Source organism: Intrasporangium sp., from assembly GCF_032907665.1.
Taxonomy (GTDB): Bacteria; Actinomycetota; Actinomycetes; order Actinomycetales; family Dermatophilaceae; genus Intrasporangium.
In genome coordinates this window covers 5,362-32,191 of record NZ_JAJJPG010000032.1, presented here as the reverse complement: position 1 = coordinate 32,191, position 26,830 = coordinate 5,362, and the positions used below count along the sequence as shown (strand labels likewise).

Annotated in this window: 24 protein-coding genes; 10 read left to right on the top strand and 14 right to left on the bottom strand. The window is 70.5% G+C overall.

Annotated elements, in window-relative coordinates; genetic code table 11:
- Positions 1-862, bottom strand: an 862-nt coding sequence (locus LOY02_RS07260; RefSeq protein ID WP_317181669.1) for a 1-deoxy-D-xylulose-5-phosphate reductoisomerase, incomplete at its 3' end; no start/stop codon positions are given.
- Between the two features lie 188 nt (positions 863-1,050).
- Here LOY02_RS07260 and LOY02_RS07255 point away from each other — a divergent pair.
- Together LOY02_RS07255 and LOY02_RS07250 are read left to right on the top strand one after the other, a co-directional pair.
- Positions 1,051-1,569 carry a ribonuclease domain-containing protein gene (locus LOY02_RS07255; protein WP_317181668.1) on the top strand — a complete coding sequence of 173 codons (519 nt, stop codon included), beginning with the start codon at positions 1,051-1,053 and terminating at the stop codon, positions 1,567-1,569.
- Positions 1,566-1,913: a barstar family protein gene (locus tag LOY02_RS07250; protein ID WP_317181667.1), complete on the top strand. Its 348-nt coding sequence runs from the start codon at positions 1,566-1,568 to the stop codon at positions 1,911-1,913. Before LOY02_RS07255 ends, LOY02_RS07250 begins: the two co-directional genes overlap by 4 nt.
- 142 nt (positions 1,914-2,055) lie before the next feature.
- Here LOY02_RS07250 and LOY02_RS07245 read toward each other — a convergent pair whose 3' ends face one another.
- From LOY02_RS07245 to LOY02_RS07210, 8 genes are all read right to left on the bottom strand, one after another.
- Positions 2,056-3,111, bottom strand: coding sequence for a DnaB-like helicase C-terminal domain-containing protein (locus LOY02_RS07245; protein ID WP_317181666.1), 1,056 nt, complete (start codon positions 3,109-3,111; stop codon positions 2,056-2,058).
- Positions 3,112-3,186: 75 nt separating this feature from the next.
- Positions 3,187-4,650, bottom strand: a complete 1,464-nt coding sequence (locus tag LOY02_RS07240) for an NAD-dependent succinate-semialdehyde dehydrogenase (RefSeq protein ID WP_317181665.1) — start codon at positions 4,648-4,650, stop codon at positions 3,187-3,189.
- A 48-nt stretch (positions 4,651-4,698) separates the two neighbouring features.
- Positions 4,699-5,964, bottom strand: coding sequence for a saccharopine dehydrogenase family protein (locus tag LOY02_RS07235; RefSeq protein WP_317181664.1), 1,266 nt, complete (start codon positions 5,962-5,964; stop codon positions 4,699-4,701).
- Positions 5,965-5,970: 6 nt separating this feature from the next.
- Positions 5,971-6,765: an ABC transporter permease gene (locus LOY02_RS07230; RefSeq protein ID WP_317181663.1), complete on the bottom strand. Its 795-nt coding sequence runs from the start codon at positions 6,763-6,765 to the stop codon at positions 5,971-5,973.
- A 1-nt stretch (position 6,766) separates the two neighbouring features.
- Positions 6,767-7,687, bottom strand: coding sequence for an ABC transporter permease (locus LOY02_RS07225; RefSeq protein ID WP_317181662.1), 921 nt, complete (start codon positions 7,685-7,687; stop codon positions 6,767-6,769).
- Entirely contained in the window at positions 7,680-8,798 is a 1,119-nt protein-coding gene (locus LOY02_RS07220; RefSeq protein WP_317181661.1) for an ABC transporter ATP-binding protein, read from the bottom strand. The genes LOY02_RS07225 and LOY02_RS07220 overlap by 8 nt, the downstream gene beginning before the upstream one ends.
- The gene (locus LOY02_RS07215) at positions 8,798-10,066 is read right to left on the bottom strand and encodes a spermidine/putrescine ABC transporter substrate-binding protein (protein WP_317181660.1); all 1,269 of its coding nucleotides are present in this window, start codon (positions 10,064-10,066) and stop codon (positions 8,798-8,800) included. Before LOY02_RS07215 ends, LOY02_RS07220 begins: the two co-directional genes overlap by 1 nt.
- A 115-nt stretch (positions 10,067-10,181) precedes the next feature.
- Positions 10,182-11,630, bottom strand: a complete 1,449-nt coding sequence (locus LOY02_RS07210) for a gamma-aminobutyraldehyde dehydrogenase (RefSeq protein WP_317181659.1) — start codon at positions 11,628-11,630, stop codon at positions 10,182-10,184.
- A 113-nt stretch (positions 11,631-11,743) separates the two neighbouring features.
- Between LOY02_RS07210 and LOY02_RS07205 the strand changes: the two genes are divergently transcribed.
- The 3 genes from LOY02_RS07205 to LOY02_RS07195 all read left to right on the top strand — a co-directional run bounded on the left by LOY02_RS07205 (position 11,744) and on the right by LOY02_RS07195 (position 14,506).
- Positions 11,744-12,286, top strand: coding sequence for an Lrp/AsnC family transcriptional regulator (locus LOY02_RS07205; protein ID WP_317181658.1), 543 nt, complete (start codon positions 11,744-11,746; stop codon positions 12,284-12,286).
- Entirely contained in the window at positions 12,283-13,722 is a 1,440-nt protein-coding gene (locus LOY02_RS07200; RefSeq protein ID WP_317181657.1) for an aspartate aminotransferase family protein, read from the top strand. The genes LOY02_RS07205 and LOY02_RS07200 overlap by 4 nt, the downstream gene beginning before the upstream one ends.
- A gap of 130 nt (positions 13,723-13,852) precedes the next feature.
- Positions 13,853-14,506: a hypothetical protein gene (locus tag LOY02_RS07195; protein ID WP_317181656.1), complete on the top strand. Its 654-nt coding sequence runs from the start codon at positions 13,853-13,855 to the stop codon at positions 14,504-14,506.
- 60 nt (positions 14,507-14,566) lie between these two features.
- Here LOY02_RS07195 and LOY02_RS07190 read toward each other — a convergent pair whose 3' ends face one another.
- Positions 14,567-15,505, bottom strand: a complete 939-nt coding sequence (locus tag LOY02_RS07190) for an AEC family transporter (RefSeq protein ID WP_317181655.1) — start codon at positions 15,503-15,505, stop codon at positions 14,567-14,569.
- A gap of 92 nt (positions 15,506-15,597) precedes the next feature.
- Here LOY02_RS07190 and LOY02_RS07185 point away from each other — a divergent pair, with 92 nt between their 5' ends.
- From LOY02_RS07185 to LOY02_RS07170, 4 genes are all read left to right on the top strand, one after another.
- The gene (locus LOY02_RS07185; protein ID WP_317181654.1) at positions 15,598-16,713 is read left to right on the top strand and encodes a Rossmann fold nucleotide-binding protein; all 1,116 of its coding nucleotides are present in this window, start codon (positions 15,598-15,600) and stop codon (positions 16,711-16,713) included.
- 79 nt (positions 16,714-16,792) lie between these two features.
- On the top strand, positions 16,793-18,298 hold the full coding sequence (gene hemG / locus LOY02_RS07180) for a protoporphyrinogen oxidase (RefSeq protein WP_317181653.1): 1,506 nt from the start codon (positions 16,793-16,795) through the stop codon (positions 18,296-18,298).
- The gene (locus LOY02_RS07175) at positions 18,295-19,578 is read left to right on the top strand and encodes a radical SAM/SPASM domain-containing protein (RefSeq protein WP_317181652.1); all 1,284 of its coding nucleotides are present in this window, start codon (positions 18,295-18,297) and stop codon (positions 19,576-19,578) included. The genes hemG and LOY02_RS07175 overlap by 4 nt, the downstream gene beginning before the upstream one ends.
- A gap of 139 nt (positions 19,579-19,717) precedes the next feature.
- Positions 19,718-20,260 carry a hypothetical protein gene (locus LOY02_RS07170; RefSeq protein WP_317181651.1) on the top strand — a complete coding sequence of 181 codons (543 nt, stop codon included), beginning with the start codon at positions 19,718-19,720 and terminating at the stop codon, positions 20,258-20,260.
- Positions 20,261-20,384: 124 nt separating this feature from the next.
- Here LOY02_RS07170 and LOY02_RS07165 read toward each other — a convergent pair whose 3' ends face one another.
- Together LOY02_RS07165 and LOY02_RS07160 are read right to left on the bottom strand one after the other, a co-directional pair.
- Positions 20,385-22,307 (bottom strand): propionyl-CoA synthetase, encoded by a 1,923-nt coding sequence (locus LOY02_RS07165; RefSeq protein WP_317181650.1) that lies wholly within the window; start codon positions 22,305-22,307, stop codon positions 20,385-20,387.
- Positions 22,308-22,372: 65 nt separating this feature from the next.
- Complete coding sequence (locus LOY02_RS07160; RefSeq protein ID WP_317181649.1) at positions 22,373-23,713, bottom strand: MFS transporter; 1,341 nt, start codon at positions 23,711-23,713, stop codon at positions 22,373-22,375.
- A 70-nt stretch (positions 23,714-23,783) separates the two neighbouring features.
- Here LOY02_RS07160 and LOY02_RS07155 point away from each other — a divergent pair, with 70 nt between their 5' ends.
- A complete protein-coding gene (locus tag LOY02_RS07155) occupies positions 23,784-24,806 on the top strand; it encodes a GlxA family transcriptional regulator (RefSeq protein ID WP_317181648.1) in 1,023 nt (340 codons plus the stop codon).
- A gap of 5 nt (positions 24,807-24,811) precedes the next feature.
- On the opposite strand, the gene rlmN is transcribed toward LOY02_RS07155, so the two are convergent.
- Together rlmN and LOY02_RS07145 are read right to left on the bottom strand one after the other, a co-directional pair.
- Positions 24,812-25,984, bottom strand: coding sequence for a 23S rRNA (adenine(2503)-C(2))-methyltransferase RlmN (gene rlmN, locus LOY02_RS07150; protein ID WP_317181647.1), 1,173 nt, complete (start codon positions 25,982-25,984; stop codon positions 24,812-24,814).
- Between the two features lie 25 nt (positions 25,985-26,009).
- Positions 26,010-26,828: an SDR family NAD(P)-dependent oxidoreductase gene (locus LOY02_RS07145; RefSeq protein ID WP_317181646.1), complete on the bottom strand. Its 819-nt coding sequence runs from the start codon at positions 26,826-26,828 to the stop codon at positions 26,010-26,012.
- Positions 26,829-26,830 lie beyond the last annotated feature (2 nt).

The window sequence follows — 26,830 nt, the reverse complement described above, 5'->3', positions numbered from 1 at the left end:
CCTGCGCGATCGTCGAGCCGTCGACGAACTCGACCATCGAGTGGATCATCTGCTGAGGGTGCACGACGACGTCGATCCGCTCGAACGGGATGTCGAAGAGCAGGTGTGCCTCGATGACCTCGAGGCCCTTGTTGACGAGGGTCGCGGAGTTCGTCGTGATGACCCGGCCCATGGCGAAGTTCGGGTGCGCGAGCGCCTGCTCGGGGGTGACGTCGGCGAGCTCGGCCCGGCTGCGCCCGCGGAACGGCCCGCCACTGGCGGTGATGACGAGCCGGCGGACCTCGTCGGCGCGCCCACCGCGCAGGCACTGGGCGATAGCCGAGTGCTCGCTGTCGACCGGGACGATCTGGCCGGGCTTCGCGAGGGCCTTGACGAGCGGCCCGCCGATGATGAGCGACTCCTTGTTGGCCAGCGCGAGCGTCGTCCCGGCGCGCAGTGCGGCGAGCGTCGGCTCGAGGCCGATCGCCCCGGTGATGCCGTTGACGACGACGTCGGCGGGGCGGGCGGCCAGGGCTGAGCTCGCGTCGCGCCCGGTCAACAGCTCCGGGTCGTATGCCGCTGAGCTCGCCTGCGTGGTGGCGCCGGCCTGGGTGCCGCGCTGGGTCGCCTCGGCTGCGTGCCGGATGGCGGCCGCGAGCTGGTCCGGGGTTGCGCTCGCGGCGGCCACGACCGGCACGCGGAGCTCCAGTGCCTGCTCGGCGAGCAGCTCGAGGTTGGACCCGGCCGCGAGCGCGACGATCTCGAAGCGGTCTGGGTTGCGCCGGACGAGGTCGATGGCCTGGGTCCCGATCGAGCCGGTCGACCCGAGCAGGATCACCCGTCGGGGGCGAGGCGGGGGCGGGGCGGCGGTCGCTTCGGTCACGGGCACATCCTCCCGCACCCCGGCCCCACGCCTCCGGCTGCCCGTGTGCCCGCCTCCCGCAACACGCCCGGCAACTCGCAACCGACCACGGAAATATCAGGGTGGAGGTCGCGATTACCGGGCGTGTTGCGGAGTGGATGGGCAGGGAGGAGGACTCTGGCGGGACGGTCATCGGGCAGGATGAGGGCGTGCGGGAGTCGACCAGGAGACAGCTGCTCGTCGTCGCGTTCGTCGCGGCTGCCCTGCTCGCCGTCTGGCTCGTCGCCCGGTTCGCCGGAGGCGCGGCCACCGACACCGGCCCGGCTGCGCAGCCCTCACCCGGCCACAGCGAGACCGTCACGGCGGGCACTGCGCCGACCCAGCGGCATACGACATCGGGCGGCGATGCCGACGACGCACGGGGGACGGACCCCGTGTCGGGACTCCCCTGGATCGCCGAGTCGGACCTCCCACCAGAGGCCCGGGAGACCCTGGCGCTCATCGCGAGGGGCGGACCGTTTCCCTACCCCCGCAACGACAACCAGACGTTCCAGAACCGCGAGGGCCTCCTGCCGAGCGAGCGCCGCGGCTACTACCGGGAGTTCACGGTCGAGACGCCCGGCTCCGACGACCGCGGCCCGCGCCGGATCGTCACCGGGGCCGGCGGCGAGAAGTACTGGACGGTGGACCACTACGCCTCGTTCACGCGCATCCGGGAGGGCACATGACGACGTTCCTCGGCCGACACGACGAAGCAGATGACCACATCATCACCCTCATCGGCCACGGCGCCGACGTCCGGGTCGTCCGGGCGGGCACCGACAAGCGCTCCGTCCTCGGGGGGTTCGCGGAGGCCCTCGCCCTGCCGGTGTGGTTCGGCCACAACTGGGACGCTCTCGTCGACGCCCTGCGCGAGCTGGCCAACGACGATGCCCGGCGCATCGAACTCGTCTGGGACCACACCCACGAGCTGCGCGAGCGCTCGCCCGAGACCTTCGCCATCGTCGTCGACATCCTCGAGCAGGTCGCCGACGAGCGCGACGACCTCGGCCTCACCGTCATCGACCGATAGGCCCACCCGGCCCTGACCCGGACCCGACGTGGCCCAGCACACAGAGGGCCCACTCGAGTGGCCCCGAAATGGGTCCACTCGAGTGGCCCCGAAATCCACACCCCTCCCGGGATTTTGGGGCCACTCGACGTGGGAGTGACGGTCAGGTCGTGAAGACCCGCTCGTCGACGAGCCGCTCCTTGACCTCGTTGCCACGGGTGTGGAAGCGACCGTGCTCGAAGTCCTTGGCGAACTCCAGCTCGACGTGTCCCCGGCCGTGGCGGTTCTTCTCCACCGTCAGCACGGTCCAGTCGCGGAAACGCTGGAGGTTGCCGAGGTCGTAGACGAGGTGGTCGCGGGAGACGACATCGACCTTGTCGCTGAGGATGAGCACGACGTCTGCCTCGTAGGCGAGCGAGGAGGTGCCGCGCAGGTCGTGCGTGCGCACCCGATGTCCCGACGCGAGCGCCTCCTTGTCGGCCGCCGAGATCGCCACGACCGGCGCGCCGACCTCCAGGGCGAGGTCCTTGAGCCCCTCGACCGCGACGGTCGTCCGCTCGTCCTCGGCCGCACCCGGGACCGGCACCTTCTGGAGGTAGTCGACGAGCACGAGCGGCGCCGCCCCGGCAGAGGCCGTCACGTCTCGGACGATGCGCGAGATCTCGTCGAGGGTCGTCGTCGCGCCGGAGGACTCGTGGATGTGCAACCGGTCGCCGTAGCCGGTCAGCGTCGCCCCGGCCCCGAGCCCGCCCGGCAGCCCGGCGAGCAGCGCCTCGAGTGGCGCACCGCCAGTGCCGGCCTCGAGGGCTCGGCGCACGCTGTGGACGTCTGCCGCGGTGCTCATCCCGAAGTCGTCGACCGCCCCGGATCCCTCGACGGCCTCCATGGCCTCCATGGAGATGAGCCGTTCGAGCAGGGTGTGGGCCTCGTGCTCGTAGGAGAACACGAGGGCGTGTCCCCCGGCAGCGACGGCGTTGCGGGCGAACTGGAAGCCCATCGTCGTCTTGCCGTTGCCCGCCGGGCCCCCGACGAGGACCAGCTCACCCGAGCGGAACCCTCCGGTCAGGGTGGCATCGAGCGCGGCGAACCCGGTCGGGTGGACCCTGGCTCCGGCCGGGAGCCCCCGTCGCAGGACGTGGTCGACGTCGGCGAGCAGGCCGCTCACCGAGTGCAGTGCCTCGGCCTTGCCGTTGGAGGAGTGTCCCGTCGGGGTCGTCATGGGGATGATTTGAGCACAGCGGGCCGATGCGTGAGGTCGCTTCGGCGAAGTCCGGCTGCGGAGGTCACCCCTGCCTCACAGGGCGAGGCCGACGTACTTGGTCTCGAGGTACTCCTCGATCCCCTCGAACCCGCCTTCTCTCCCGACGCCCGAGGCCTTGACCCCGCCGAACGGGGCGGCGGGGTTGGACACGATGCCCTGGTTGACGCCGACCATGCCGTACTCGAGTGCCTCGCTCGTCGTGATGGCCCGCGAGACGTCCTGCGTGAAGAGGTAGGCGACGAGGCCGAACTGGGTGTTGTTGGCGAGCGCGATCGCCTCGTCGTCGGTCCGGAAGGTCGTGACGGGGGCGACCGGGCCGAAGATCTCCTCCTGGGCGAGGTCGGCCTCCACCGGCACGTCCGCGAGCACGGTCGGCTCGAAGAACCATCCGGGCCCGGACGGTGCGCCGCCGCCGACGACGACCCGAGCGCCCTTGGCGACGGCGTCGTCGACGAGGGACTGGACCTTGTCGCGGGACTTCTCGTCGACGAGCGGGCCCACGTCGACCCCGTCCTCGGTGCCTCGCCCCAGGGTGAGCGCCCCCATGCGGCGTGCCAGCCGCTCCGAGAACTCGCCCGCGATCGACTCGTGGACGTAGAACCGGTTGGCCGCGGTGCACGCCTCACCCATGTTGCGCATCTTGGCGAGCATGGCCCCGTCCACCGCCCGGTCGAGGTCGGCATCGCCGAAGACGATGAAGGGCGCGTTGCCACCGAGCTCCATCGAGACCCGCAGGATCTGCTCCGACGCCTGCTCCATGAGCTTCTGGCCGACTGCCGTCGACCCGGTGAAGGTCAGCTTGCGCAGTCGGCGGTCGCGGATGATCGGCTCCATGACGGCGCCGGTCCGCGCGGTCGTGATGACGTTGAGCACTCCGCGGGGCAGGCCGAGTCCCTCGAGCAGGTCCGCGAGGGCGAGCATCGTCAGCGGCGTCTGACCGGCCGGCTTGACGACCATGGTGCACCCGGCGGCGATGGCGGGGCCGATCTTGCGCGTGCCCATGGCGAGCGGGAAGTTCCACGGTGTGATCATCAGCGTCGGGCCGACGGGCTGCTTCATCGTCACGAGGCGCGTCGCGCCGTTGGGGGACACGCTGTAGCGGCCGTGCACGCGGACCGCCTCCTCGGAGAACCACCGGAAGAACTCGGCGCCGTAGGCCACCTCCGCCCGGCTCTCGGCCAGGGGCTTGCCCATCTCGAGAGTCATGAGCATCGCGAGCTCATCCGTGCGCTCGACGATCTTCTCGTAGGCGGCCCGCAGCAGCTCTCCTCGGTCGCGAGGCGGTGTGCGCGCCCAGTCGGCCTGAGCGGCGACCGCCGCGTCGAGTGCTGCCCTGCCGTCCTCGACCGTCGCGTCCGCGACGTGGGTGAGAACCTCCCCGGTCGCCGGGTCCTCGACAGCGAGGGTCGAGCCGTCGGAGCTGTCGCGCCACTCCCCTGCGATGAGCAGGCCCTTGGGCACGGACTCGAGGGCGGAGTGCTGCGTCACTGCTGTCATGCGTTCCAGCCTAGATCTGTCGTTGTCCGACGGCGGGGCTCCGCCGCCTCAGCGGTCCTCGAGTCCCCAGGGGGAGCCGTAGCCCTCGGGCCGAGAGGCCGCGAGCAGGTCGAGGAAGGGCTGCGCGTCGAAAGCTTCCGGCCCGAGGACTCCACTGCCGCTCCACGTGCCCCGGGCGAGCAGCTCGAGGGCGACGACGGGGTTGACCGCGGTCTGCCAGACGACGCACTGGGCGCCGTAGGTCCGCATCGACCACTCGTTGTCGACGACGTGGTAGAGGTACGTCCGGCGTGGGCGGCCGTCCGTGCCGGTGCCGGTGACGAAGAGGCCCGCACACGTCTTGCCGGTCATCCGGGGGCCGATGGTCGCGGGGTCGGGCAGGCAGGCGGCGACCACGTCGCGAGGCGAGACCTCGACGGGACCCGCCGCGCCCTGGACCCGCACCTTCTCGGTCCGGTCGAGACCCAGCGTGTTGAGGGTCTTGAGCACGCCGATGAACTCGTCGCCGAGGCCGTACTTGAAGGTGACCCGCTTGGCGTCGACCCAGCGCGGCATGAGGAGGACCTCCTCGTGCTCGACATTGACGCACTCGACAGGCCCGATGCCTTCGGGGAAGTCGAAGACCTCCGGCTCGCTGAACGGCTCGGTCGTGTACCAGCCCCGGCCCTTCTCCCAGATCACCGGTGGGTTGAGGCACTCCTCGATCGTCGTCCAGATCGAGAAGCTCGGCGCGAAGATCTCATTGCCGTCCTCGTCGTGGACGGCGAGGTTGGCGCCGTCTCGCGTGCCGAGCTCGTCGATCTCGCTGAAGAGGTGATCGGCGGCGTACCGCGCGAACACGTCGGACAGACCCGGCTCGACGCCGATGCCCACGAGGGCGAGCCTGCCCTCCGCCTCCCACTGCGGCGCCTGGGCGAACTGCTCGTCGCCGAGCTTGACCCCGGTCTTCGCGTAGGGATCGGTCTCGTGCCGCGTCGACAGGCTCATCGCCATGTCGAGGTAGTCGGCGCCGGCCGCCCTGGCGCCCTCGAAGATCGGCATGACGAAGCGCGGGTCGACGGCGTTGAACACGTGCGTCGCACCGTGCTCGCGCACCAGCGCCGTGACTGCCGCCGTGTCGGACGCGTCGACGCTTGCGGCGACGAAGCGCTCGGGACGGACGGTCGTATGCCGCTGAGCGACCTCACGCACGGTGCGCGCGGCGCGTGCCGCGTCGTAGTCGGCGACGACCCACAGCTCGAAGAAGTCGCGTTCGGCGGCGATCCGGGCGGCGGCATCGCCGACACCGCCGGAACCGATCATGAGTACTCGCATCGGCGATCAGGCCACCTGTCGTTTGCGTCGGTTGCTGATGAGCTGCCCGGCGATGACGACGCCCAGGGCGATGAGGAACATGATCGTGCCGACGACGTAGACCTGGACCGGCACCCCGCGCGCCGACGCACCCCACACGTACATCGGGAAGGTGATCGAGCTCGGGCTCGCGTTGAAGTTGGTGATGATGTAGTCGTCGAAGCTGAGCGAGAAGGCGAGCAGGGCGCCCGCGGCAATGCCCGGCGCCGACAGCGGAAGGGTGACCCGCAGGAACGTCTGGAACGGCGTTGCGCCGAGGTCGGCCGCGGCCTCTTCGAGCCGGGGGTCGAGGGTCGCGACGCGCGCCTTGACGGCGACGACGACGAACGAGATGCAGAACATGATGTGGGCGATGAGGATCGCGAGCGGTCCCGTCGGCAGGCCCATCATGAGGAAGAGCGTCAACAGGCTCGAGCCCATGACGACCTCCGGCGTGGCCATCGGCATGAAGATGAGCAGGTTGGTCGAGGACCGGCCACGGAACCGGTACCGGCCGATGGCGAAGGCGATCATCGTGCCGAGCACGGTGGCGACGAGCGAGGCGATGAGCCCGATCCGCAGGCTCAGCCCGAGCGAGTCACAGATGCCGGCCGTGCCGCAGGGGTTGGTCCACCCCTCGGTGGAGAACCGGTTGAAGTTGTAGTTGAACTTGCCCTCGGGATCGTTGAAGGAGAAGACCGCGACGATGACGTTCGGCACGAGCAGGTAGGCCAGCACGACGAGCGCCGCGAACGTGATGAGGTGACGACGGATCCAGTTCATCTCAGAGCAGCTCCTCGGTCCCGGCCCGGCGCACGTAGAGGGCGACGAGGGTGACGATGACGACGAGCAGGACGAACGAGAGCGCGGCCGCGAGCGGATAGTCGAGCACCCGGAGGAACTGGCTGTCGATGACCGAACCGATCATCGTGGTCTGCGCATTGCCGAGCAGGCGAGCGTTGATGAAGTCACCGCTGGCCGGGATGAAGGTGAGCAGGGTGCCGGCCACCACTCCGGGCAGCGACAGCGGCCAGGTGACGCGACGGAAGGCCTGCCACGGCGTGGCGTAGAGGTCACCGGCGGCCTCGAGCAGGCGCGGGTCGAGCCGCTCGAGCGAGGCGTAGAGCGGCAGGATCATGAAGGGCAGGAAGTTGTAGGTCAGACCCATGACCACCGCGAACGGCGAGAAGAGGAGCGAGTCGGTCGAGGTGAGGCCGACGGCCTGGAGGACGTCCGTGACACCCAGCTGCTGGGCCCACTGCGTGACGACCCAGTTGTCCGAGAGGATCGTCTTCCAGGCCAGGGTCCGGATGAGGAAGCTGGTGAAGAACGGGGCGATGACGAGGATGAGCACGACGTTCTTCCAGCGGCCCGCCTTCTGCGCGATGAAGTAGGCGAGCGGGTAGCCGAGCAACAGGGCGATCACCGTGGCCAGGCCGGCGTAGATGAGCGACCGGACCATGTGCGGCCAGTACCTGGCGAACGCGTCGGCGTAGATGCCGATGTTGCCGGTGAAGACGAAGCCTTCGTCGATGTTGCCCTCTTGGAGCGACTGCGACCCGAGCGTGATCATCGGCAGCACGAAGAACACGAGCAGCCAGAGCATGCCCGGCAGCAGGAGGACGTAGGGCACCCAGTTGCGCCGCGCGGCGTTGGGCGCGATGGCGGTGCCGAGTGGGTTGACCCGCGCCGTCGACTCAGACATCGTCCTCGACCATCGCCCCGGCGTCGGCGTCCTGCGAGGCGTCGAGGGCGAAGCCGTGCTCGGCGGCCCACGACACGGTGACGGTCTCGCCGAGCGACGCGCGGGCCGACCCGTCGTTCTGCTGGACGACGGTGAGCTCGCGTCCCCACGGCATCGCGACGATGTAGTGCGTGGCCACTCCGGTGAAGGAGACGTCGCGCACGACGCCCTTCAGCCGGTTCGGGCCGCCGGCGTCGCCGAGCCTGAGCTTCTCCGGCCGCACGCCGAGCCAGACATCGCTCACCCCTTCGGGCAGGTGGTCCTCGGCGACCTCGAGGTCGGCGTCATGGCTGCGAACGAGGGTGATCCCCTCACGACCGGAGCCGGGGATGACCTCGGCCCTGAGCAGGTTGGACTGGCCGAGGAAGTTGGCCACGAAGGTCGAGCGCGGCTGCTCGTAGAGGGTCGCCGGGTCCCCGATCTGCTCGACCCGGCCCTCGTTCATGACCGCGATGGTGTCGGCCATCGTCATGGCCTCCTCCTGGTCATGGGTGACGTGGATGAAGGTCAGGCCGACCTCCTGCTGGATCCGCTTCAGCTCGACCTGCATCTGCCGGCGCAGCTTGAGGTCGAGAGCCCCCAGCGGCTCGTCGAGCAGGAGGACGTCGGGTCGGTTGACGAGGGCGCGGGCCAGCGCCACCCGCTGTTGCATGCCCCCCGAGAGCTGGACCGGCTTGCGGGACCCGAGGCCCTCGAGCTGGACCAGCTCGAGGGCCTCGACGGCCTTTGTGCGCGCGTCCTTGTCCCCGCGACGCTTCAGACCGAACATGACGTTGTCGAGCACCGTCATGTGCGGGAAGAGGGCATACGACTGGAACACCGTGTTGACGTTGCGCTGGTGCGCCTTCCTCGCGGTGATGTCCTCGTCGCCGATGAGGATGGTGCCGGCCGTAGGGGCCTCGAGCCCCGCGATCATCCGCAAGGTCGTCGTCTTGCCGCACCCGGAGGGGCCGAGCAGGGCGAAGAACGAGCCCTCCGGGATGGTCAGGTCGACAGGGTGGACCGCGGTGAACGAACCGAAGCTCTTGGTGAGCCCGACCAGACGCAGGTCACCCTTGTGGTAATCCGGCATCAGCCCGTCACGATGGCCTGGAAGGCGCGGGTGTACTTGGTCTCCTCGTCCGGGCTCAGGCCGCGGAAGACGTGCGACTTGGCCAGGACGTCGGGCGTCGGCGCGATGAGCGGGTTCTCTCCGAGCTCGGCGTCGATCTTGATGAGCTCCTCCTTCGCGCCCTTGACCGGCGGGATGTAGTTCACCCACGCGGCGACCTCGGCCATCACCTTCGGGTCGTAGTAGTGGTTGATGAGCAGCTCGGCGTTCTTCTTGTGCCGGGCCATCGCCGGGATGACGAAGTTGTCGGACCAGATCATGAAGCCCTTCTCGGGCAGGGCGTACTGGATGTTCTCGTCGTCGAACTGCAGCTGAACGACGTCGCCGGTCCACGCCATGCACGCGGCGATGTCACCCTTGGCCAGGCCGTCGGTGTACTCGTTGCCGGTGAACTTGAGGATCTGGCCGGAATCCTTGGCCTGCTGGATCATCGCCAGCGCGGCATCGAAGTCCGCGTCGGTGAAGTTGGCCGGGTCCTTGCCCTGCTCGAGCAGGACGAGACCGACGGTGTCGCGCATCTCGGTGAGCAGCGTGACCTTGCCCTTGAGGGCGGGATCGGTGAGCAGCTGCGTGACCGATTCGACCTTCTTGCCGCCGGTCGCCGACAGGTTGTAGCCGATCCCCGCGAAGCCGCTCTGCCAGGGCAGCGAGTACGTCCTGCCCGGGTCGAACTCGACGTCCTTGAGCGAGTCGTCGAGGTTCTTCGCGTTGGGGATGTTAGCCAGGTCGAGCTTCTGGACGTAGCCCTGCCGGATGAGGCGGGCCACCAGCCAGTCGGTCGAGCACCAGACGTCACGCCCGGTGTCCTGCCCTCCCTCGAGGAGCGGCCGCACCTTGGCGTAGAACTCGTCGTTGTCGAGGTAGTCCTCGGTGTAGTTGACCTTGATGCCGGTCGCTTCGGTGAAGGCGTCGATCGAGGGCCGCGACTTGCCGTCGTCGGTGACGTCGATGTACTCGGTCCAGTTGGACCAGTTGACGAGCTTCTCGGTGTCACTCATGTCCTGCGCGGCCTTGGCGGTCGGCGCAGCGCCGGCGCCGGTGCCGTTCGCACCGGTGGACGGGCTGCGGCCCTCGGATCCGCACGCGGCGAGGAACGCCGCGGCGCCCAGGCCGGCGGCGCCCATCATCGCCGAGCGGCGGCTCACCAGGCCACGAGCGAGGGCGGCGCGGAAGGCGAGGTTGTCGTGGTTGTCGCCGCCCGGGGACGGGCGGTTCGAGCTGTCGGTCATGGCGTGCTCCCAGGAGAGTGCGGAGGGGTCGGGTGGAATCATGCCGTATGCCGCTGAGCCGGCGCGCATGGTGTCCTACCACGCGAGCGGGCTGAGCGGCATACGGGCTTGTGGCTCATGAGTTGATGTTGGCCATCACGTGCTTGATGCGCGTGTAGTCCTCGAACCCGTACATCGACAGGTCCTTGCCGTAGCCACTGTGCTTGAACCCCCCGTGAGGCATCTCGGCGACGATCGGGATGTGGGTGTTGATCCACACGGCGCCGAAGTCGAGCCGCTTGCTGACGCGCATGGCGCGGCCGAAGTCCTTCGTCCAGACACTCGAGGCGAGGCCGTACTGGACGTCGTTGGCCCAGGCCACCGCGAGGTCCTCGTCGGTGAACTCCTGGACGGTGATGACGGGGCCGAAGATCTCGGTCTGGATCTGCTCGTCCTGCTGCTTGAGGCCGGCCAGGACGGTCGGCTCGAAGAAGTAGCCGTCGCCGAGACCCGCAACGCGCGAGCCACCCGTGACGAGGCGGGCGTGGTCGGGCAGGCGGTCGATGAAGCCGGACACGTGCGCGACCTGGTTCGGGTTGTTGACCGGGCCGAAGGCGGCGTCGTCGTCGTCGGGCATCCCGACCTTGACCGAGGACTTGGCGTAGTCCGCGAGGGCGGCGACGAAGTCGTCATGGATGCGCGGGCCGGCGAGGACCCGGGTCGCGGCGGTGCAGTCCTGCCCCGCGTTGAAGTAGCCGGCACCCGCGATGCCCTCGACGGCCGCCTCGAGGTCGGCGTCGTCGAAGACGATGACCGGCGCCTTGCCGCCGAGCTCGAGGTGCACCCGCTTGAGGCTGCGCGCTGCGCTCTCCGCCACCTGCATTCCGGCGCGGACCGACCCGGTGATGGCGACGAGGGCCGGCGTGTCGTGCTCGACGAGCAGGCGGCCGGTGTCGCGGTCGCCGGTGACGACGTTGAAGGTGCCCGGGGGCAGGAACTCCGAGGCGACCTCGGCGAGCAGGAGCGTCGTCTCGGGGGTCGTGTCGGACGGCTTGAGGACGATCGTGTTGCCGGCGGCAAGGGCCGGCGCGATCTTCCACATCGCCATCATCATCGGGTAGTTCCACGGCGTGACCTGCCCGACGACCCCGATGGGCTCGCGGCGGACCCACGACGTGTGCCCTGCCATGTACTCACCGGCCGACTTTCCCTCGAGGACGCGCGCGGCCCCGGCGAAGAAACGGAGCTGGTCGACCATCGGGGGAACCTCCTCCGATGCGGTCAGCGCATGGGGCTTGCCGGTGTTCTCCCCCTCGAGGCGAACGAACTCGTCGGCGCGGGCCTCGATCGCGTCGGCGAACTTGAGGAGGGCCTGCTGGCGCTCGCTCGGCGTCGCCTCCCCCCAGGTCTCGAAGGCCTTCGACGCCGAGGCGTAGGCGCGGTCGACGTCCGCGCCGGAGCTGACGGGGGCCTTGGCGACCACGGCCGCGGTGGCCGGGTTGACGATGTCGGTCATGGCGTCGGCATCGGCGTCGACGTACTCGCCGCCGATGAAGTTGCGGAGCTGGCGAACCTCGGAAGTCATGCGGGCACTCTAACCACGGAACCTCCTGATTCGGAATAGATCCGAACGTGAAACTTCGGAATCCGTTGTCGGGCTGCTTGCCAACGGCGCGTTTCACCCGTCAAGATCAAGCCATGTCCACCAAAGGCACCGCCCCCGACCGCGCGCTGGAGCGCAGCTCCGGCGCCGCTCGAAACGGCGCCAACAGTCGCGCCACCGCGCGGCCGGCCTTCCACCTCGACGAGGTGTCCAAGGCGATCATCGAGCAGCTCCAGCACGACGGGCGCAAGTCATACGCGTCGATCGCTGCGGAGGTCGGTCTCTCCGAGGCGGCCGTGCGGCAGAGGGTCCAACGGCTCCTCGAGGCCGAGGTGATGCAGATCGTCGCCGTCACGGATCCGTTGCAGGTCGGGTTCCTCCGCTCGGCGATGATCGGCCTGCGTGTGTCGGGCGACATGACGCAGGTCGCCGACGCCCTCACGGAGATGGAGGAGGTCGACTACGTCGTCACGACGGCGGGCAGCTTCGACATCCTCGCCGAGGTCGTCTGCGAGGACGACGACCATCTCCTGGAGCTGCTCACGAAGCGGATCCGGGTCCTTCCGAACGTCACCGCCACGGAGACGTTCGTCTACCTGAAGCTGAACAAGCAGCTCTACAACTGGGGTACACGATGACACTCAACCCGAATGACGTCTGGGAGCCTTCCTCGGACCAGCGCACGCCTGCCGGCACGCTGCTGTCCGAGGCGGCCCGTGACCACCTGTGGATGCACTTCACGCGCCACTCCGTGTTCGAGGACCCCGGGGCCGGTGGACTCGGCCACGCCGTGCCCATCATCACCAGGGGCCAGGGCTGGAAGATCTGGGACGACCGCGGCAACGAGTACATCGACGGCCTGGCCGGACTCTTCGTCGTCCAGGTCGGGCACGGGCGCGAGGAGCTCGCCGAGGCCGCGGCGAAGCAGGCGCGTGAGCTCGCGTTCTTCCCGCTCTGGTCCTACGCCCACCCGAAGGCGATCGAGCTCGCCGAGCGTCTCGCCGGCTATGCCCCGGGCGACCTCAACCGGGTCTTCTTCACGACGGGCGGCGGCGAGGCCGTCGAGTCGGCGTGGAAGCTCGCGAAGCAGTACTTCAAGCTGACCGGCAAACCGACCAAGCACAAGGTCATCTCCCGGTCCGTCGCCTATCACGGCACCCCCCAGGGCGCGCTGTCGATCACCGGCATCCCGGGCGCCAAGGAGATGTTCGAGCCCCTCGTGCCCGGCGCCTTCAAGGTGCCCAACACCAACCTCTACCGCGCGCCCGAGCACCTGCGTCACGACGAGAAGGCGTTCGGGCGCTGGGCCGCCGACCGCATCGCCGAGGCGATCGAGTTCGAGGGGCCGGACACCGTCGCGGCTGTCTTCCTCGAGCCGGTGCAGAACTCCGGCGGTTGCTTCCCACCGCCGGCGGGGTACTTCGAGCGAGTCCGGGAGATCTGCGACGAGTACGACGTCCTGCTCGTCGCCGACGAGGTCATCACGTCCTTCGGCCGCATCGGCTCGATGTTCGCCTCGATCGACTTCGGCTTCCAGCCCGACATCATCACGTGCGCCAAGGGCATGACGAGCGGCTACTCCCCCATCGGCGCGATGATCGCGAGCGACCGCCTCTTCGAGCCGTTCAAGAAGGGCACGACCTACTTCCCGCACGGCTACACCTTCGGTGGCCACCCGGTCTCGGCCGCGGTCGCCCTGGCCAACCTCGACATCTTCGAGCGCGAGGGCCTCAACGAGCACGTCAAGACGCAGGCTCCGGCGTTCAAGGCGAGCCTGGACAAGCTGCTCGACCTGCCCCTCGTCGGTGACGTGCGCGGCGCCGGCTTCTTCTACGGGATCGAGCTCGTCAAGGACAAGGCGACGCGAGAGACCTTCAACGAGGAGGAGTCGGAGCGACTGCTGCGGGGCTTCCTGTCCAAGGCCCTCTTCGACGCGGGCATCTACTGCCGCGCCGACGACCGCGGCGACCCGGTCGTCCAGCTCGCGCCGCCGCTCATCATCGGCCAGGAGCAGTTCGACGACATCGAGTCGCGGCTCCGCGGCGTCCTCACGGAGGCCGAGAACCACCTCTGACCCGTATGCCGCCGGGCTGGCCGCCGCTCGCACGAGCGGCGGCCGCTCGCGTCCTGGGAACGTCGTGGATCACGGCTCCGTTGACGAGATGAGTCGGGTGACGGCCCGGCCCCGACGAACGGAGTGGTCCATGGGTTTCCTCGACCGGTTGCTCGGGCGTGAGCCCCTCGAGCAGCAGCACCAGCGGCAGCGCCAGCGCCAGCAGCCTTCTCCCAGCGGCCGGCCCTACGACGTGCCGGCTCCGAGGGGTGGGGCGTCGAGCGAGGACGAGCGGGCGATCGCGCGCTACCGCTACCTGCTCCGTACCGCTCCGCCCGAGGACATCGAGCGCGTGCACGTGGAGGCGTTCGCCCAGCTCTCGCCGGAGCAGCGCCAGATGGTGCTCCAGCGCCTCACCGAGGACCTGCCCGAGGCGGAGCGGCCCCGCAGCGACGAGCCGGGCGATCTCGCTCGGAGCGCGACCCGCGCCGAGATGCGGCAGCCGGGCTACCTGCAGGGCGCGTTCTCCGGTCGCGGCGGCACGGGCATGGGCGGGATGTTCGCAGGGTCCATGCTCGGCACGATCGCCGGCTTCGTGGTGGGCTCGGCCATCGCCGACGCCATGCTCGGCGGCTACGACTCCTCGCCCGAGGCCGCGGAGGCCGCGGACACCGGAGGCGACGTGGCTGGAGATGTCGGTGGGGACGTGGGTGGAGACGCCGGCGGAGACGCCGGCGGGGACGCGGGTGGCGACATGGGTGGCTTCGGCGACGTCGGCGGCGACTTCGGAGGCTTCGACTTCTGAGGGACCGCGTCCCTCGGCCCGCCCGACGTCACCTCTCGACTCCAGGACGGTCCGGCGCACTCACACTCCGGCGAAGGCGTGGAACAGCGCGGCGATCCCGATGATGACCGGGACGGACGCGAAGGTGCTGATGAAGATCGCATCGCGGGCGAGGGTCACCTCCCGGCGATACCGCACGGCATAGGTGAAGATGTTCTGCGCAGTCGGCAGGGCTGCCGTGACGACCACGGCGAAGAGTGGCTGGCCGCGCAGGCCCAGTGCCATCCCGATGCCGAGGGCGATCGCGGGCATGGCGAGCACCTTGAGCCCGACGATGGTCCAGACGTGCGGCGCCGAGCTTCCTGCGGCGGGTCGCGGGCCGCGTCGCAGGGAGATGCCGAACGCAACGAGCATTGACGGCACTGCCATGTTGCCGAGCAGCGCGATGGGGTCGCTGACGACGCGCGGCAGGTCGAGGTCGAGGACCGCGATGAGCAGGCCTGTGATCGCGCCGATGGTGATCGGGTTGCTGAACATGCGACGAAGGCTGCGCAGCAGGGTCGGCCGCTCACCACGCGCATCGCTGTCGAAGAGGGCCATGTAGACCGGCGTGATGAGGAGCAGCTGCATGAGGAGGGTGGGCGCGACCCAGGCGACGTCACCGAGGACGTAGAGGGCGATGGGAATGCCGAGGTTGCCGGCGTTGACGTAGCCCGCCGACAGGCTGCCGACGAGGCGGGACCCCATCGAGGCCGCGGGCCAGCGGACCCGCGCCAGGACGAGGTAGAGGAGGGCGATGCCGGTGAAGCTCGACAGCGACGTGAGGAGGTTGCGTGACAGCACTGCATCGAGGGGTGTCCGCTCCATGACGGTGAGGAGCAGCGCCGGCGACGCGGCGTAGAAGGCAAGCCGCGACAGGTTCACCTGGGCGGAGTCGTCGAGGACGCGAAGGTGGGCCAGGAGCCATCCGACGGCGACGACCACGGCGATCGTCGCGAAACCCTCGAGGACACCGAGCACGGGCCGATCCTGTCAAAGCCTCCTGGCCCGGTGCCTTCGAGGTCCGGATCGGGTGGACCGACCGGCCCGTGGCGAACCGGCATGATGGCGCCATGGAGATCGAGACCCTCGAGGCCTTGGACGACCACCTGGAGGACGGCGGGAGCCTGCACGGCCTGCGCCTCCAGAACCTCGACCTCACCGACTATGCCGTGCCCTTCGGCGCGCACGGTGACCTCACCGGCCTCGTCGTCCTCGGCGGCATCGTCCCGACTGACGTCGCCGACGTACTCAACCGAGGCGGCGCCATCGTCTTCCCCCAGATCGTCGACGCTCCCATCGATCCGTGGCGCGGGCTCTACTACCCGGAGGACCTCTACGCGGGCCTCGAGGACGGCTATGCCGCCACTCCGGACGCCCGGGCCTACGCGTGGTCCATCGACGGCCGGCTGCGGACCGATGCCTACTCGACCCTGGTCCGCGCCATCCACGACGACTCGGTCACGGACGATCTCGACGAGTTCGTCGAGGGGCGCTCTGCCGTGGGTGTCATGGGCGGTCATGCCCTGCTGCGCGGCACCGCCGAGTACGCAGCAGCAGCCGAGCTCGGCCGTCGACTCGCCGAGTCCGGGCACGTGGTGATCACGGGCGGCGGGCCGGGGGCGATGGAGGCGGCCAACCTCGGAGCCTTCGTGCCGGACGCCGAGGCGCTGGGCGACGCCCTCCCGCGTCTCGCCCCGGTGCCGTCCTTCCGTCCTGACGTCACTCCGTGGGCGCGGGTCGCCATGGACGTCCGCCGCGACCTGCTCGGAGACGAGCCGCTCCTCCCCGCCGAGACCCTCGGGCCGTCCGCGAGGTCCCTCGGTGTACCGACCTGGTTCTACGGGCACGAGCCACCCAACGTCTTCTGTGACGTCGTGGCGAAGTACTTCTCCAACGCGATCCGCGAGGACGGCATCCTCGCCCGGAGCAACTGTGGGATCGTCGTGCTGCCCGGTGCGGCCGGGACGGTGCAGGAGATCTTCCAGGCGGTCACACCGCTCTACTACGCCGCCGACGATGTGGCGCTCCCCCCGCTCGTCCTCGTGGGCCGGAAGCACTGGACGGAGTCCGTGCCCGTCTGGTCCACTCTCCAACGGCTGGCAAGGGGGCGGCCGATGGCCGAGGCCATCCACGTCGTCGACTCCGTCGAGGACGCGCTTGCGCTGCTCCCCCCGGCTCGCGCGTGACCCCACCCCTGCCGATGGGGGCGCCGACGAGCCGACGTACTACGATCCGTAGTACTCGTCGTCGAACCGAGGGGAATCAATGACCACGCCGGATCACCCGCACCGTGTCGTCGTCGTGGGAGGTGGCGTGACCGGTCTGGTCGCTGCTCGACGACTCGCCCAGCAGGGCCACAGCGTCACTCTCGTCGAGCTGGCGGACCGGGTGGGTGGCCAGGTCCACACGGTTCGTCTCGGGACCAGATGGGTCGACGTCGGCGCCGAGGCCCTGCACCTCGGGGCACCACCGGCCCGCCGGCTCGTCAGCGAGCTCGGGCTGGCCGACGGGGTCATCGGCAGCCGACCGGGCCAGAGCTGGCTCTGGAGCGGCCACCGCCTGCGGGCCCTGCCAGCGGGTGTCACGCCGTCCGGTCCGACCCGCCTGCGGCCCGTCGTGACGAGTGGGGTGATGTCCGTTCGAGGGCTCGGTCGCGCCGGCTTGGAGCCCCTGGCCGCCCGGCTCCGGCCCGCGCTCGCCGCCGACGAGGACGTCTCGGTCGGAGAGTTCATCTCCTCGCGTTTCGGTCGGGAAGTGACGGCGCAGTTCATCGACCCCCTGCTCGGCAGTCTCCACGCAGGGGACGTGCACCGGCTGAGTCTGCGCGCGTGCACGCCCTCCCTTGCCGACGCGGCCACGCGTCGGCGGTCGTTGGTGCGGCGGCGCCCTGCACCCGCCCCGTCGCCGTCCGAGCAGCCTGCGCTGCCACTCTTCGCCTCCTGGCAGGGCGGCCTGCGGACCCTGACCGACGCCCTGCTCGCCGACGTCCCCGTCACGGTGCGCCTCGGCCACCGGGTCGAGCGCCTGGACCGGACACCCTCCGGTTACATCGTCGAGCTCAGGGCCACCACCGCCCGCACCAGCGACTCCAACCGCACCGACAGCACCGACAGCACCGTGAGCCTCGACGCGGACGCCGTCGTCCTGGCCATCCCGGCATCGGCCGCCGGACGGCTCATCGCTCCCCACAGCAGCCGGGCCGCCAGGATGCTCGCGGGCACGGAGGTGGCTCGTGTCGCGACCGTCGTGCTCGGCTTCGACCCGTCCGTGACACGTGGGACCCGAGCTCTCGCCGGCACCGGGATCCTCCTGCCGTCGACGACCGGAATGCTGCTCAAGGCGGCCACGCACCTGTCGCGGAAGTGGCCGCAGTTCGCGGACGACGACCTCTGCCTCGTCCGGTTGTCCGCGGGGCGCAGCCGGGACGACCTCCTCGACACGCTGAGCGACGAGGAGCTCGTCGCCCGGTTGGTCGACGAGTTCGGCACCGTGTCGGGCATCGATGCGGCCCCCGAGGTGCTCCACGTCCAGCGCTGGTCCGGCGGACTCCCGCAGCTGCAGGTCGGTCATCACGCCCGCCTCGCCGCCGTCCGCGAGGAGATCGGGCGCGACCTCCCCGGGGTGGTGCTGGCCGGGTCGGCCTACGACGGCCTCGGCCTCGCCTCCTGCATCGCCTCCGCAGAGGCCGCGGCCGCAGCTGTGTCGCCCGGATCGGTGGCCCCGGTGGCTCCGGTGGCCCCGGTCGCCCCGACCACGGCGGTCCGCGCATGACGTCAGTCACCGAGCGCGCGGCGGTCCGTCGGCTGCGGCACGCTCCCGGAGAACGACCCATGATCGTCATCTGGGAGGTGACCCGAGCCTGTGCACTGGTCTGCCTGCACTGCCGGGCCGACGCCCAGCACCGCCGCAACCCGCACGAGCTGACGACGGCACAGGGCAAGGAGCTCCTCGACGACATCGCGGCCTTCGGCAGGCCCTTCCCCATCGTCGTCCTCACGGGTGGGGATCCCTTCGAGCGTCCCGACCTGGCGGACCTCGTCCGGCACGGCTCGTCGCTGGGCCTCCACATGGCACTGTCGCCGTCGGTCACGCCGCGACTCACCAGGGAAGTCCTCGACGAGCTGCGGGCTGCCGGGGCCGGGGCGCTCTCCCTGTCCCTCGATGGCGCCAAGCCCAGCACGCACGACGCCTTCCGTGGTGTCCCGGGCGTCTTCGAGGCGACCCTCCACGCGGCCGCGGAGGTCCGCGATGCCGGGTTCCGGCTCCAGGTCAACTCGACGGTGACACGCGCCAACGTGCACGAGCTGCCCGAGCTGCTCCGCACCGTCATCGACCTGGGCGCATCGCTCTGGAGCGTCTTCTTCCTCGTCCCGACCGGGCGGGGGGAGCTGCTCCAGCCGCTCGAGCCGGAGCAGGTCGAGGACGTGTTGCACTGGCTCCACGACGTCTCCGACCTCGTGGCGATCAAGACCACCGAGGCGCCGCACTATCGCCGGGTCGCGATCCAACGCGCCGGAGCCCGCACGGGCGGCACCGAGGCTGCCGACGGCGGGGGCGCGCGCGTTGCGGAAGGGAGCGATCCTTCAGCAGCGAGCGGAGCTGTGGGCGGCAGCGAAACGGTCGGCGCAGGTGCACCCACCCTCGGTGAGCTGCACGAGCAGCTCACCGACGCGGTGGCACCGCTCCGAGCCCAGCGGCATACGGCACAACGGCGCCCACGGCCACCGATCGAGGTCAACTCCGGCAGGGGCTTCGCCTTCATCGACCACGTCGGCGAGGTCTATCCCAGCGGCTTCCTCCCCCACCGGTGCGGCAACGTCAAGGACCTCGGCTTTCGGGAGATCTACCGGTCGAGCCCGCTGCTGCGCTCACTGCGCGACCCGGACCAGTTCCACGGCAAGTGCGGCGTGTGCGAGTTCCGGGACGTGTGCGGCGGCAGCCGCTCGCACGCCTACGCCGTCACCGGGGACCTGCTCGCATCGGACCCCACCTGCGTTTACGTTCCGGCGGGAGCCGCCGCCCCAGACACTTCACCGACCCGGCGTCCGTGATTCCTGGCCATCCGGCGGTCGGTGCCGGCTGACCTGCGGGGCCGCTGACCCGTCGGGCCAGCTCCCAAGTCACGGCCAAGCGGCGTGCAAGCCGTTGCCGCTGTCCTTGTCGGGTACTCGTCCGACCAAGGAGCACCCAATGAACCGCACGTCCAGATCCGCAACGCGACCCCCGTCCGCCCAGACCCCCCACGCCGCCCACGACGTCCACGCAGGTCACGGCGGACGTCCCGGCACGACGGTCTCCTCGCGCGTGGTTCCGACAGACCGATCCGTCGTCTACGGGGTGCTCGCCCTGGCCACGATGTCCGTCGCCGGCGCCGGCATCTCCGTCTCGAGTGGCCTGAGCACCACGTTCCTCGACGCCATGGGCCCCGTGGGACGCCTCTCGATCCCCTGGACGATGGTGCTCTTCCAGATCGGCATGGGTGCCCTGGCCGCGTCCAGGCAGCGGGTGCGAGCCATGGCGGGGTCCGGCTTCGTCGCCCTCGGCCTCGTGGCGGGCATCGTGTCCGGGTTCTTCGACGGCGGCTACAGCGACCCGCGGCTGTCGGTCGGCGAGCGCGGCTACCAGTTCGCCCTCATCGTCGGACTCGCGCTCGTCGCTGGGATCGCCGTGCGGCGCTTCCTCCGGTCCGCGCGCTCCGACATCGTGGTCACCGCCGACACGCGTCCGCGGTGAGCACGAAGGCCCCGAGCGAAGGCAGAACCTGCGACGGGGCATCGGGCGGAGCGCACGGAGCCGGCCGCAAGGGCAGCCCGGCCCACGATGGCGGGCGCAACGACACCCCTCGCCCCGCGCGGGGTCAGTCCCCCCGCAGCACCGGGCCGAGTCGCTCGAGCACGCCGGCGTCCTCGATGGTCGCCGGCACTGCCGGGCTCCCGCCGTCGGCGATCTCGCGCATCGTCTTGCGCAGGATCTTGCCGGACCGCGTCTTCGGCAGCCCGGGCACGATGTCGACCTGGTGCAGGGCAGCGACCGCGCCGACCTCACCTCGCACCCGCGCCACGAGCTCCCTGCGGATCCGTTCGCCCTCGACGTCCCCGTCGATGCCGGCCTTGAGGACGACGAGGGCCCGCGGCACCTGCCCCTTGAGCTCGTCGTGGACCCCGATGACGGCGCACTCCGCGACGGCCTCGTGCCCTGCGAGAGCCGCCTCGATGGAGCCGGTCGAGAGACGGTGACCGGCGACGTTGAGGACGTCGTCGGTGCGGCCCATGACGAAGAGGTAGCCGTCCTCGTCGACGTAGCCGCCGTCCCCTGTGAGGTAGTAGCCGGGATAGGCCGCGAGATAGGACGAGACGTAGCGCTCGTCGTCCTGCCACAGCGTCGGGAGGGTGCCCGGCGGCATGGGCAGCTTGATGCAGATCGCGCCCTCCTGACCCGCCGGGACCTCGTTGCCCTCTCCGTCGAGGACGCGGACGTCATAGCCCGGGACGGCTACCGAGGGCGAGCCCGGCTTGATGGGGAGCAGCTCGATTCCCTTGGGGCTGCAGGCGATCGGCCACCCCGTCTCGGTCTGCCACCAGTTGTCGATGACGGGGACGCCCAGGGCGGCGGACGCCCACTCGTACGTGTCGGGGTCGAGGCGCTCCCCGGCGAGGTAGAGGGTGCGGAAGGACGAGAGGTCGTGGTCCTTGACGAGCGAGGCGGTCGAGTCCTCCTTCTTGATCGCGCGGAAGGCGGTCGGCGCGGTGAAGAGGCAGACCGCGTCGTACTCGGAGATGACGCGCCAGAACGCGCCGGCGTCGGGGGTCCCGATCGGCTTGCCCTCGTAGAGGACCGTCGTCGCGCCGGTGAGCAGCGGCGCGTAGACGATGTAGGAGTGGCCGACGACCCACCCGACGTCGCTCGCGGTGAACATCGTCTCGCCGGGCTGGACGTCGTAGAGGTTCGCCATGGACCAGCGCAGCGCCACGGCATAGCCTCCGCTGTCCCGGTAGATCCCCTTGGGCTTCCCGGTCGTCCCTGAGGTGTAGAGGATGTAGAGCGGGTCGGTGGCGGCCACGGTGACCGGTTCGGCGCCTTCCTGCGCGGCGTCTCCGGACTCGAAGTCCTCCCAGTCGATGTCACGCTCGCCCAGCTCGGCCAGCTCCTGGGGGCGCTGGAGGATGACACAGGCCTCCGGCTTGTGCTCGGAGCGGTGGATCGCCTCGTCGAGGAAGGGCTTGTACTTCACGACGCGCGACGGCTCGATGCCACACGAGGCTGACAGGACCACCTTGGGGGCCGCGTCGTCGATGCGTGCGGCAAGCTCCTGCGGCGCGAAGCCACCGAAGACGACGGAGTGGATGGCGCCGATGCGCGCGCACGCGAGCATGGCGATGACGGCCTCGGGGACCATCGGCATGTAGATGACGACGCGGTCACCCTTCTCGACGCCGAGCCCGCGCAGCCCGCCGGCCACCGCTCGCACGCGAGCGAGCAGAGCGGCATACGAGATGGTCTGCTTCGTGCCGGTGACCGGGGAGTCGTAATGGATGGCGGGCTGGTCGCCTCGTCCCCCGGCGACATGACGGTCGACGGCGTTGTGGCAGACGTTGAGCTCGCCGTCGGGATACCACCGGTAGAAGGGTGGGTTCCCGGCGTCCAGGATGCGCGTCGGCGGGGTCACCCAGTCGATGAGCCCGGCCGCCTCCGCCCAGAAGGCGTCCGGGTCGCGGAGGCTCGCGTCGTAGACGGCGCGGTAGCTCGAGGGGTATGCCGCTGGGCTGGCTCCATCGCTCATGTCTCCACCCTGCCCGCTCCCTCGGGTGCAGTGCCAGACCCGATCTCGTCACACGAGCCGAGCGGTCAGATCCCGTCGGCGAGTGGAGCCGCGGCGTCGACGCGGCGCCGGGCGATCGACACCGACATCAGGGCCGCCCCGAAGCAGAGCGCCCCGGCGACGTACCAGGCGAGCGTGTACGTGCCGAGCTGGTCCCGGACGACTCCCGCACCCGCCGCGGCGATCGCGGCGCCGAGCTGGTGCGAGGCGAAGACCCAGCCGAAGACGATCGGGGCCCGGTCGCCGAAGGCGTCCCGGCAGAGCGCGATGGTCGGTGGGACCGTGGCCACCCAGTCGAGCCCGTAGAACACGATGAAGGCGAGCATGTTGATGTGCATCTCGTCGCCGAAGAGCGACGGGAGCAGCAGCAGGGAGGCTCCGCGCAGGGTGTAGTAGACGCCGAGCAGGATGCGCGCGTCGATGCGGTCGGTGAGCCATCCGGAGAACACCGTGCCGGCGATGTCGAAGATGCCGACGAGGGCGAGCAGACCCGCCGCCGTCGTCAGCGGCATGCCGTGGTCGTGGGCAGCCGGGATGAAATGGGTCCCGACGAGTCCGTTGGTCGAGATGCCGCAGATGGCGAAGCCGCCGGCGAGCAGCCAGAAGACCCTCGTGCGCGAGGCGTCTCGAAGCGTCTCGAGCGCGAGGCGGACGGGACGGTCGTCCGGACGCGCGGGCCGGGTCGTCGGGGTGCCCGGCGGAGCGCCATAGGCGGTGAGGCCCAGGTCGCTCGGGTGGTCGTGCAGTCGCCACAGGACGAGGGGCACGACGAGCAGGGCCATGACACCGGTGACGAGCGCGGCCGAGCGCCATCCGCTGTGCTCGGCGAGCCACGCCAGGACCGGGAGGAAGACGAGCTGGCCGGTGGCTCCCGCTGCGGTGAGCAGGCCGGTGACGAGCCCGCGGCGCTCGACGAACCACCGGGCGGTCACCGTCGCGACGAGGGACATCGCCATGGCGCCGGTGCCGAGCCCGACGAGGACGCCCCAGGACAGGACGAGCTGCCACGACGAGGTCATCCAGATCGGCAGCAGCGAACCGGCACTGACGAGGACGAGGGCGCCGGCCACGACGCGCTGGACTCCGAGGCGTTCCATCAGGGCTGCGGAGAAGGGAGCGACGAGGCCGTAGAGGACGAGGTTCACCGACACCGCTGCGCCGATGAGCCCCATCGGCCAACCGAACTCGGTGTGGAGGGGGTTCATCAGCACGCTCGGTGTGGAGCGGAACCCAGCGGCGCCGATGATGGTCAGGAACGTCGCTGCGGCCACCCACCAGGCGGGGTGGACGCGGGGGGTCGCCGGAGTGGCCCGCGGGGCGGCCCCGTCTGGCCGGAGGCGCTCCGGCGTCTCGTCGGTGATGCTCACGGTCCTACTTTCCGGGATGATGGGTGGCCGAACGAGTGGCCGGGAGGACATCATGTGCAAGAATCCGGCCATGACGTTCCGCGCCCCGCACAACGGGAGGGGACCACACCTCGTCGTCGTCCTTGCCCTCGACGGCGTGGTGGCCTTCGAGCTGGGCCTGCCACACCGCTTCCTCATGGCCACGTCCCTCGACCCGGGCTGGCCCGGACCACTGACCGGGGCGCCCGCACCGTACGACGTGCGGATGGTGTCCCTCGATGACGGCCCGGTCCGCACCTCGGCCGGCTACGCCGCCACGCCGACGGACTCCCGGGAGCTCATCGCCGACGCCGACACCATCATCGTCCCCGGGGTGACGAGCTCGCCGATCGTCGCGCGGGGCGAGCTGCCCGTCGGGCTGCGCGAGCTGGCGGCGACGGCTCGGCCCGATGCCCGCTGGCTCTCCATCTGCACCGGCGCCTTCGTCCTCGCTGGGCTCGGCAAGCTCGAGGGCCGGACCGCGACCACGCACTGGGTGTATGCCGACCTCTTCCGTCGCCACTTCCCCCAGGTCCAGCTCGACCCGGACGTGCTCTACGTCGACCACGGAGACGTGCTCACCTCGGCGGGAAACGCCGCGGGCATCGACCTGCTCCTCCACGTCCTGCGGTGCGACCTCGGCGCCACCGCAGCAAACCGTGTCGCGCGCGGGGCGGTCGTCGCCCCGTGGCGGGCCGGCGGACAGGCGCAGTTCATCGACCGCCCGGTGCCGCTGGAGACGGACTCCGGGACCGGCCCGGCCCGGACGTGGGCGCTCGACCACCTCTCCGAGCCGATCTCCCTGTCCGACCTCGCGAAGCACGTCGGGATGTCGGTGCGCACCTTCACCCGCCGGTTCCGCGAGGAGACCGGCGAGACCGCGGGTGCCTGGCTGGCTCGCGCCCGGGTGGACCACGCGCGCCGACTGCTCGAGTCGACCGACCTGCCCGTCGACCGTGTCGCCGCCGAGGCCGGCTTCGGCACGACGGCCTCGCTGCGCCAGCACCTCGCCCAGGCAGTCGGCCTCTCGCCGCTCGCCTACCGGCGCATGTACCGCGCCGCAGAGTCCGCCTGAGTAGGTCAGGCGGTCGCCGCGGCGAGCTGCCCGCAGGCTCCGTCGATGTCCTGGCCCCGGGTGTCCCGGATCGTCGTGGGGATGCCGTGGGCGCGGAGCCGCTCGACGAAGTTCTGCTCGACACCGGGCCGGCTCGCCGTCCACTTGGAGCCAGGCGTGGGATTGAGGGGAATGGGGTTGACATGCACCCACCCGCGTCCGCGACGGTTGAGCTTCTCGGCGAGCAGGTCGGCCCGCCAGCCCTGGTCGTTGATGTCGCGGATCAGGGCGTACTCGATCGACACACGCCGGCCCGTCGCGCGGTAGTAGCGGTGCGCTGCGTCGATCGCTTCGTCGACCTTCCATCGGGTGTTGATGGGAACGAGCTCGTCGCGCAGCTCGTCGTCGGGGGCATGCAGCGAGAGCGCGAGGGTCACGGGGATGCCCTCCGCGGTCAGCTTGTCGATGCCCGGAACCAGCCCGACGGTCGACATCGTGATGCCCCGCGCGGAAAGGCCGAGCCCATCAGGCGCCGGATCGGTGAGCCGTCGGATGGCGCCGATCGCCGCCGAGTAGTTGGCGAGCGCCTCTCCCATCCCCATGAAGACGACGTTGCTGACCCGCAGCGGGTGCTCGCGGTCGGCGTCCTCACCGCCGGCCAGCTCCCCCGTGCGCAGCGCCCGTGCCGCCCACACGACCTGCTCGACGATCTCGGCCGCTGACAGGTTGCGGGTCAGGCCGGCCTGGCCAGTGGCGCAGAAGGGGCAGTTCATCCCGCAGCCGGCCTGGCTCGAGATGCAGATGGTCACCCGATTCGGATAGCGCATGAGCACGGACTCGACGATGGCGCCGTCGTGCAGGCGCCAGGCGTACTTCATCGTCCGGCCGTCGTCGGCCTGCCGACGGACGACCGGCGTGAGGAGGGTCGGGAGCAGGTCCCGGACGAGCTCGGTGCGGACCGCCTTCGGAAGGTCGGTCATCGCTTCCGGGTCATCGACGAGACGCTCGAAGTAGTGCGCCGACAGCTGCCGCGCGCGGAAACCCCGGTGCCCCATGGACTCGACGAGGTCCTTGCGCTCCGCGGGTGAGAGGTCGGCAAGGTGCCGCGGCGGCTTGCCGCGGCGTGGGGCACGGAAGGTCAGCTGGCCCGGCTCGGGACGGGTCGACGGGTCGGGCAGCGGCGTGGGGGTCTCGGTCATGACCCGTCCATTGTCTCAGGCGGAGTCAAAACGGCCGTTGCGCGGGCAGGTCGACCGCCCGCTGCTCGGCAACCGTGTTGCCCCCGTCGACGACGAGCACCTGACCGGTGACGTATGCGGCGTCCGGGCTCGCGAGGAAGGCGATGGCTGCCGCGACCTCCTCCGGCGTCCCCGAGCGGCCGGCCGGCGTGGTCCACCCCTCCCTAGCCTCGTCCTCCGTCTGCGACGCCGTGGCGATCCACCCGGGAGCCACGACGTTGGACGTGATGCCGTGGCGCCCCTCGTCGACGGCCAGCGCCCGGGCGAGCCCCACGACGGCCGCCTTCGCGGCGGCGTAGGCCACCTCGTTGCGCATCGCCATCACCGCGCCCGTGACGCTGCTGACGAAGACCACCCGTCCCGAGCCGGAGGCACGCAGCTGCGGCAGAGCCGCTCGGGTGACGAGATACGCGGTGTCGAGGTTGCGGGAGAGCGACTGGCGCCACCGGTCCGGCCCTGTCGAGGCAAGGTCGCCCTCGTGCATGTCGGGATCGGTGATGCTCACCATGCCGGCGTTGTTGACGAGCACGTCGAGACGCCCGTGGTCCCGCACACACGACGAGACCACGGACTCCGCCGCGTCCGGGTCGGTGAGGTCACCGACGTGCCACGAGGAGCTGACTCCGAGTGCCGCGAGCTCGCCCGCGCGCTCCCGGACCCGCTCGGTCGTGGCCGCGAGTGCAACCGTCGCCCCGAGACGGCCCAGGGTCTCGGCCGCGCGGTAGCCGATTCCGGTCGGGCTGCCGGCCCCCGTGACGAGCACGACGCGTCCCGTCTGGTCGAACGGGCGGGTGGGCCTCACCACGG

Excerpts from the sequence above, each read along its gene's own strand:
- LOY02_RS07205 (WP_317181658.1), top strand. The coding sequence starts at position 11,744 with ATGTCCACCAAAGGCACCGCCCCCGACCGCGCGCTGGAGCGCAGCTCC.
- LOY02_RS07240 (WP_317181665.1), bottom strand. The coding sequence starts at position 4,650 with ATGACAGCAGTGACGCAGCACTCCGCCCTCGAGTCCGTGCCCAAGGGC.
- rlmN (WP_317181647.1), bottom strand. The coding sequence starts at position 25,984 with ATGACCGAGACCCCCACGCCGCTGCCCGACCCGTCGACCCGTCCCGAG.
- LOY02_RS07235 (WP_317181664.1), bottom strand. The coding sequence starts at position 5,964 with ATGCGAGTACTCATGATCGGTTCCGGCGGTGTCGGCGATGCCGCCGCC.
- LOY02_RS07225 (WP_317181662.1), bottom strand. The coding sequence starts at position 7,687 with ATGTCTGAGTCGACGGCGCGGGTCAACCCACTCGGCACCGCCATCGCG.
- LOY02_RS07210 (WP_317181659.1), bottom strand. The coding sequence starts at position 11,630 with ATGACTTCCGAGGTTCGCCAGCTCCGCAACTTCATCGGCGGCGAGTAC.
- LOY02_RS07155 (WP_317181648.1), top strand. The coding sequence starts at position 23,784 with ATGACGTTCCGCGCCCCGCACAACGGGAGGGGACCACACCTCGTCGTC.
- LOY02_RS07215 (WP_317181660.1), bottom strand. The coding sequence starts at position 10,066 with ATGACCGACAGCTCGAACCGCCCGTCCCCGGGCGGCGACAACCACGAC.
- LOY02_RS07200 (WP_317181657.1), top strand. The coding sequence starts at position 12,283 with ATGACACTCAACCCGAATGACGTCTGGGAGCCTTCCTCGGACCAGCGC.
- LOY02_RS07245 (WP_317181666.1), bottom strand. The coding sequence starts at position 3,111 with ATGACGACCCCGACGGGACACTCCTCCAACGGCAAGGCCGAGGCACTG.
- LOY02_RS07170 (WP_317181651.1), top strand. The coding sequence starts at position 19,718 with ATGAACCGCACGTCCAGATCCGCAACGCGACCCCCGTCCGCCCAGACC.
- LOY02_RS07250 (WP_317181667.1), top strand. The coding sequence starts at position 1,566 with ATGACGACGTTCCTCGGCCGACACGACGAAGCAGATGACCACATCATC.
- LOY02_RS07175 (WP_317181652.1), top strand. The coding sequence starts at position 18,295 with ATGACGTCAGTCACCGAGCGCGCGGCGGTCCGTCGGCTGCGGCACGCT.
- hemG (WP_317181653.1), top strand. The coding sequence starts at position 16,793 with ATGACCACGCCGGATCACCCGCACCGTGTCGTCGTCGTGGGAGGTGGC.
- LOY02_RS07185 (WP_317181654.1), top strand. The coding sequence starts at position 15,598 with ATGGAGATCGAGACCCTCGAGGCCTTGGACGACCACCTGGAGGACGGC.
- LOY02_RS07195 (WP_317181656.1), top strand. The coding sequence starts at position 13,853 with ATGGGTTTCCTCGACCGGTTGCTCGGGCGTGAGCCCCTCGAGCAGCAG.
- LOY02_RS07230 (WP_317181663.1), bottom strand. The coding sequence starts at position 6,765 with ATGAACTGGATCCGTCGTCACCTCATCACGTTCGCGGCGCTCGTCGTG.
- LOY02_RS07220 (WP_317181661.1), bottom strand. The coding sequence starts at position 8,798 with ATGCCGGATTACCACAAGGGTGACCTGCGTCTGGTCGGGCTCACCAAG.
- LOY02_RS07165 (WP_317181650.1), bottom strand. The coding sequence starts at position 22,307 with ATGAGCGATGGAGCCAGCCCAGCGGCATACCCCTCGAGCTACCGCGCC.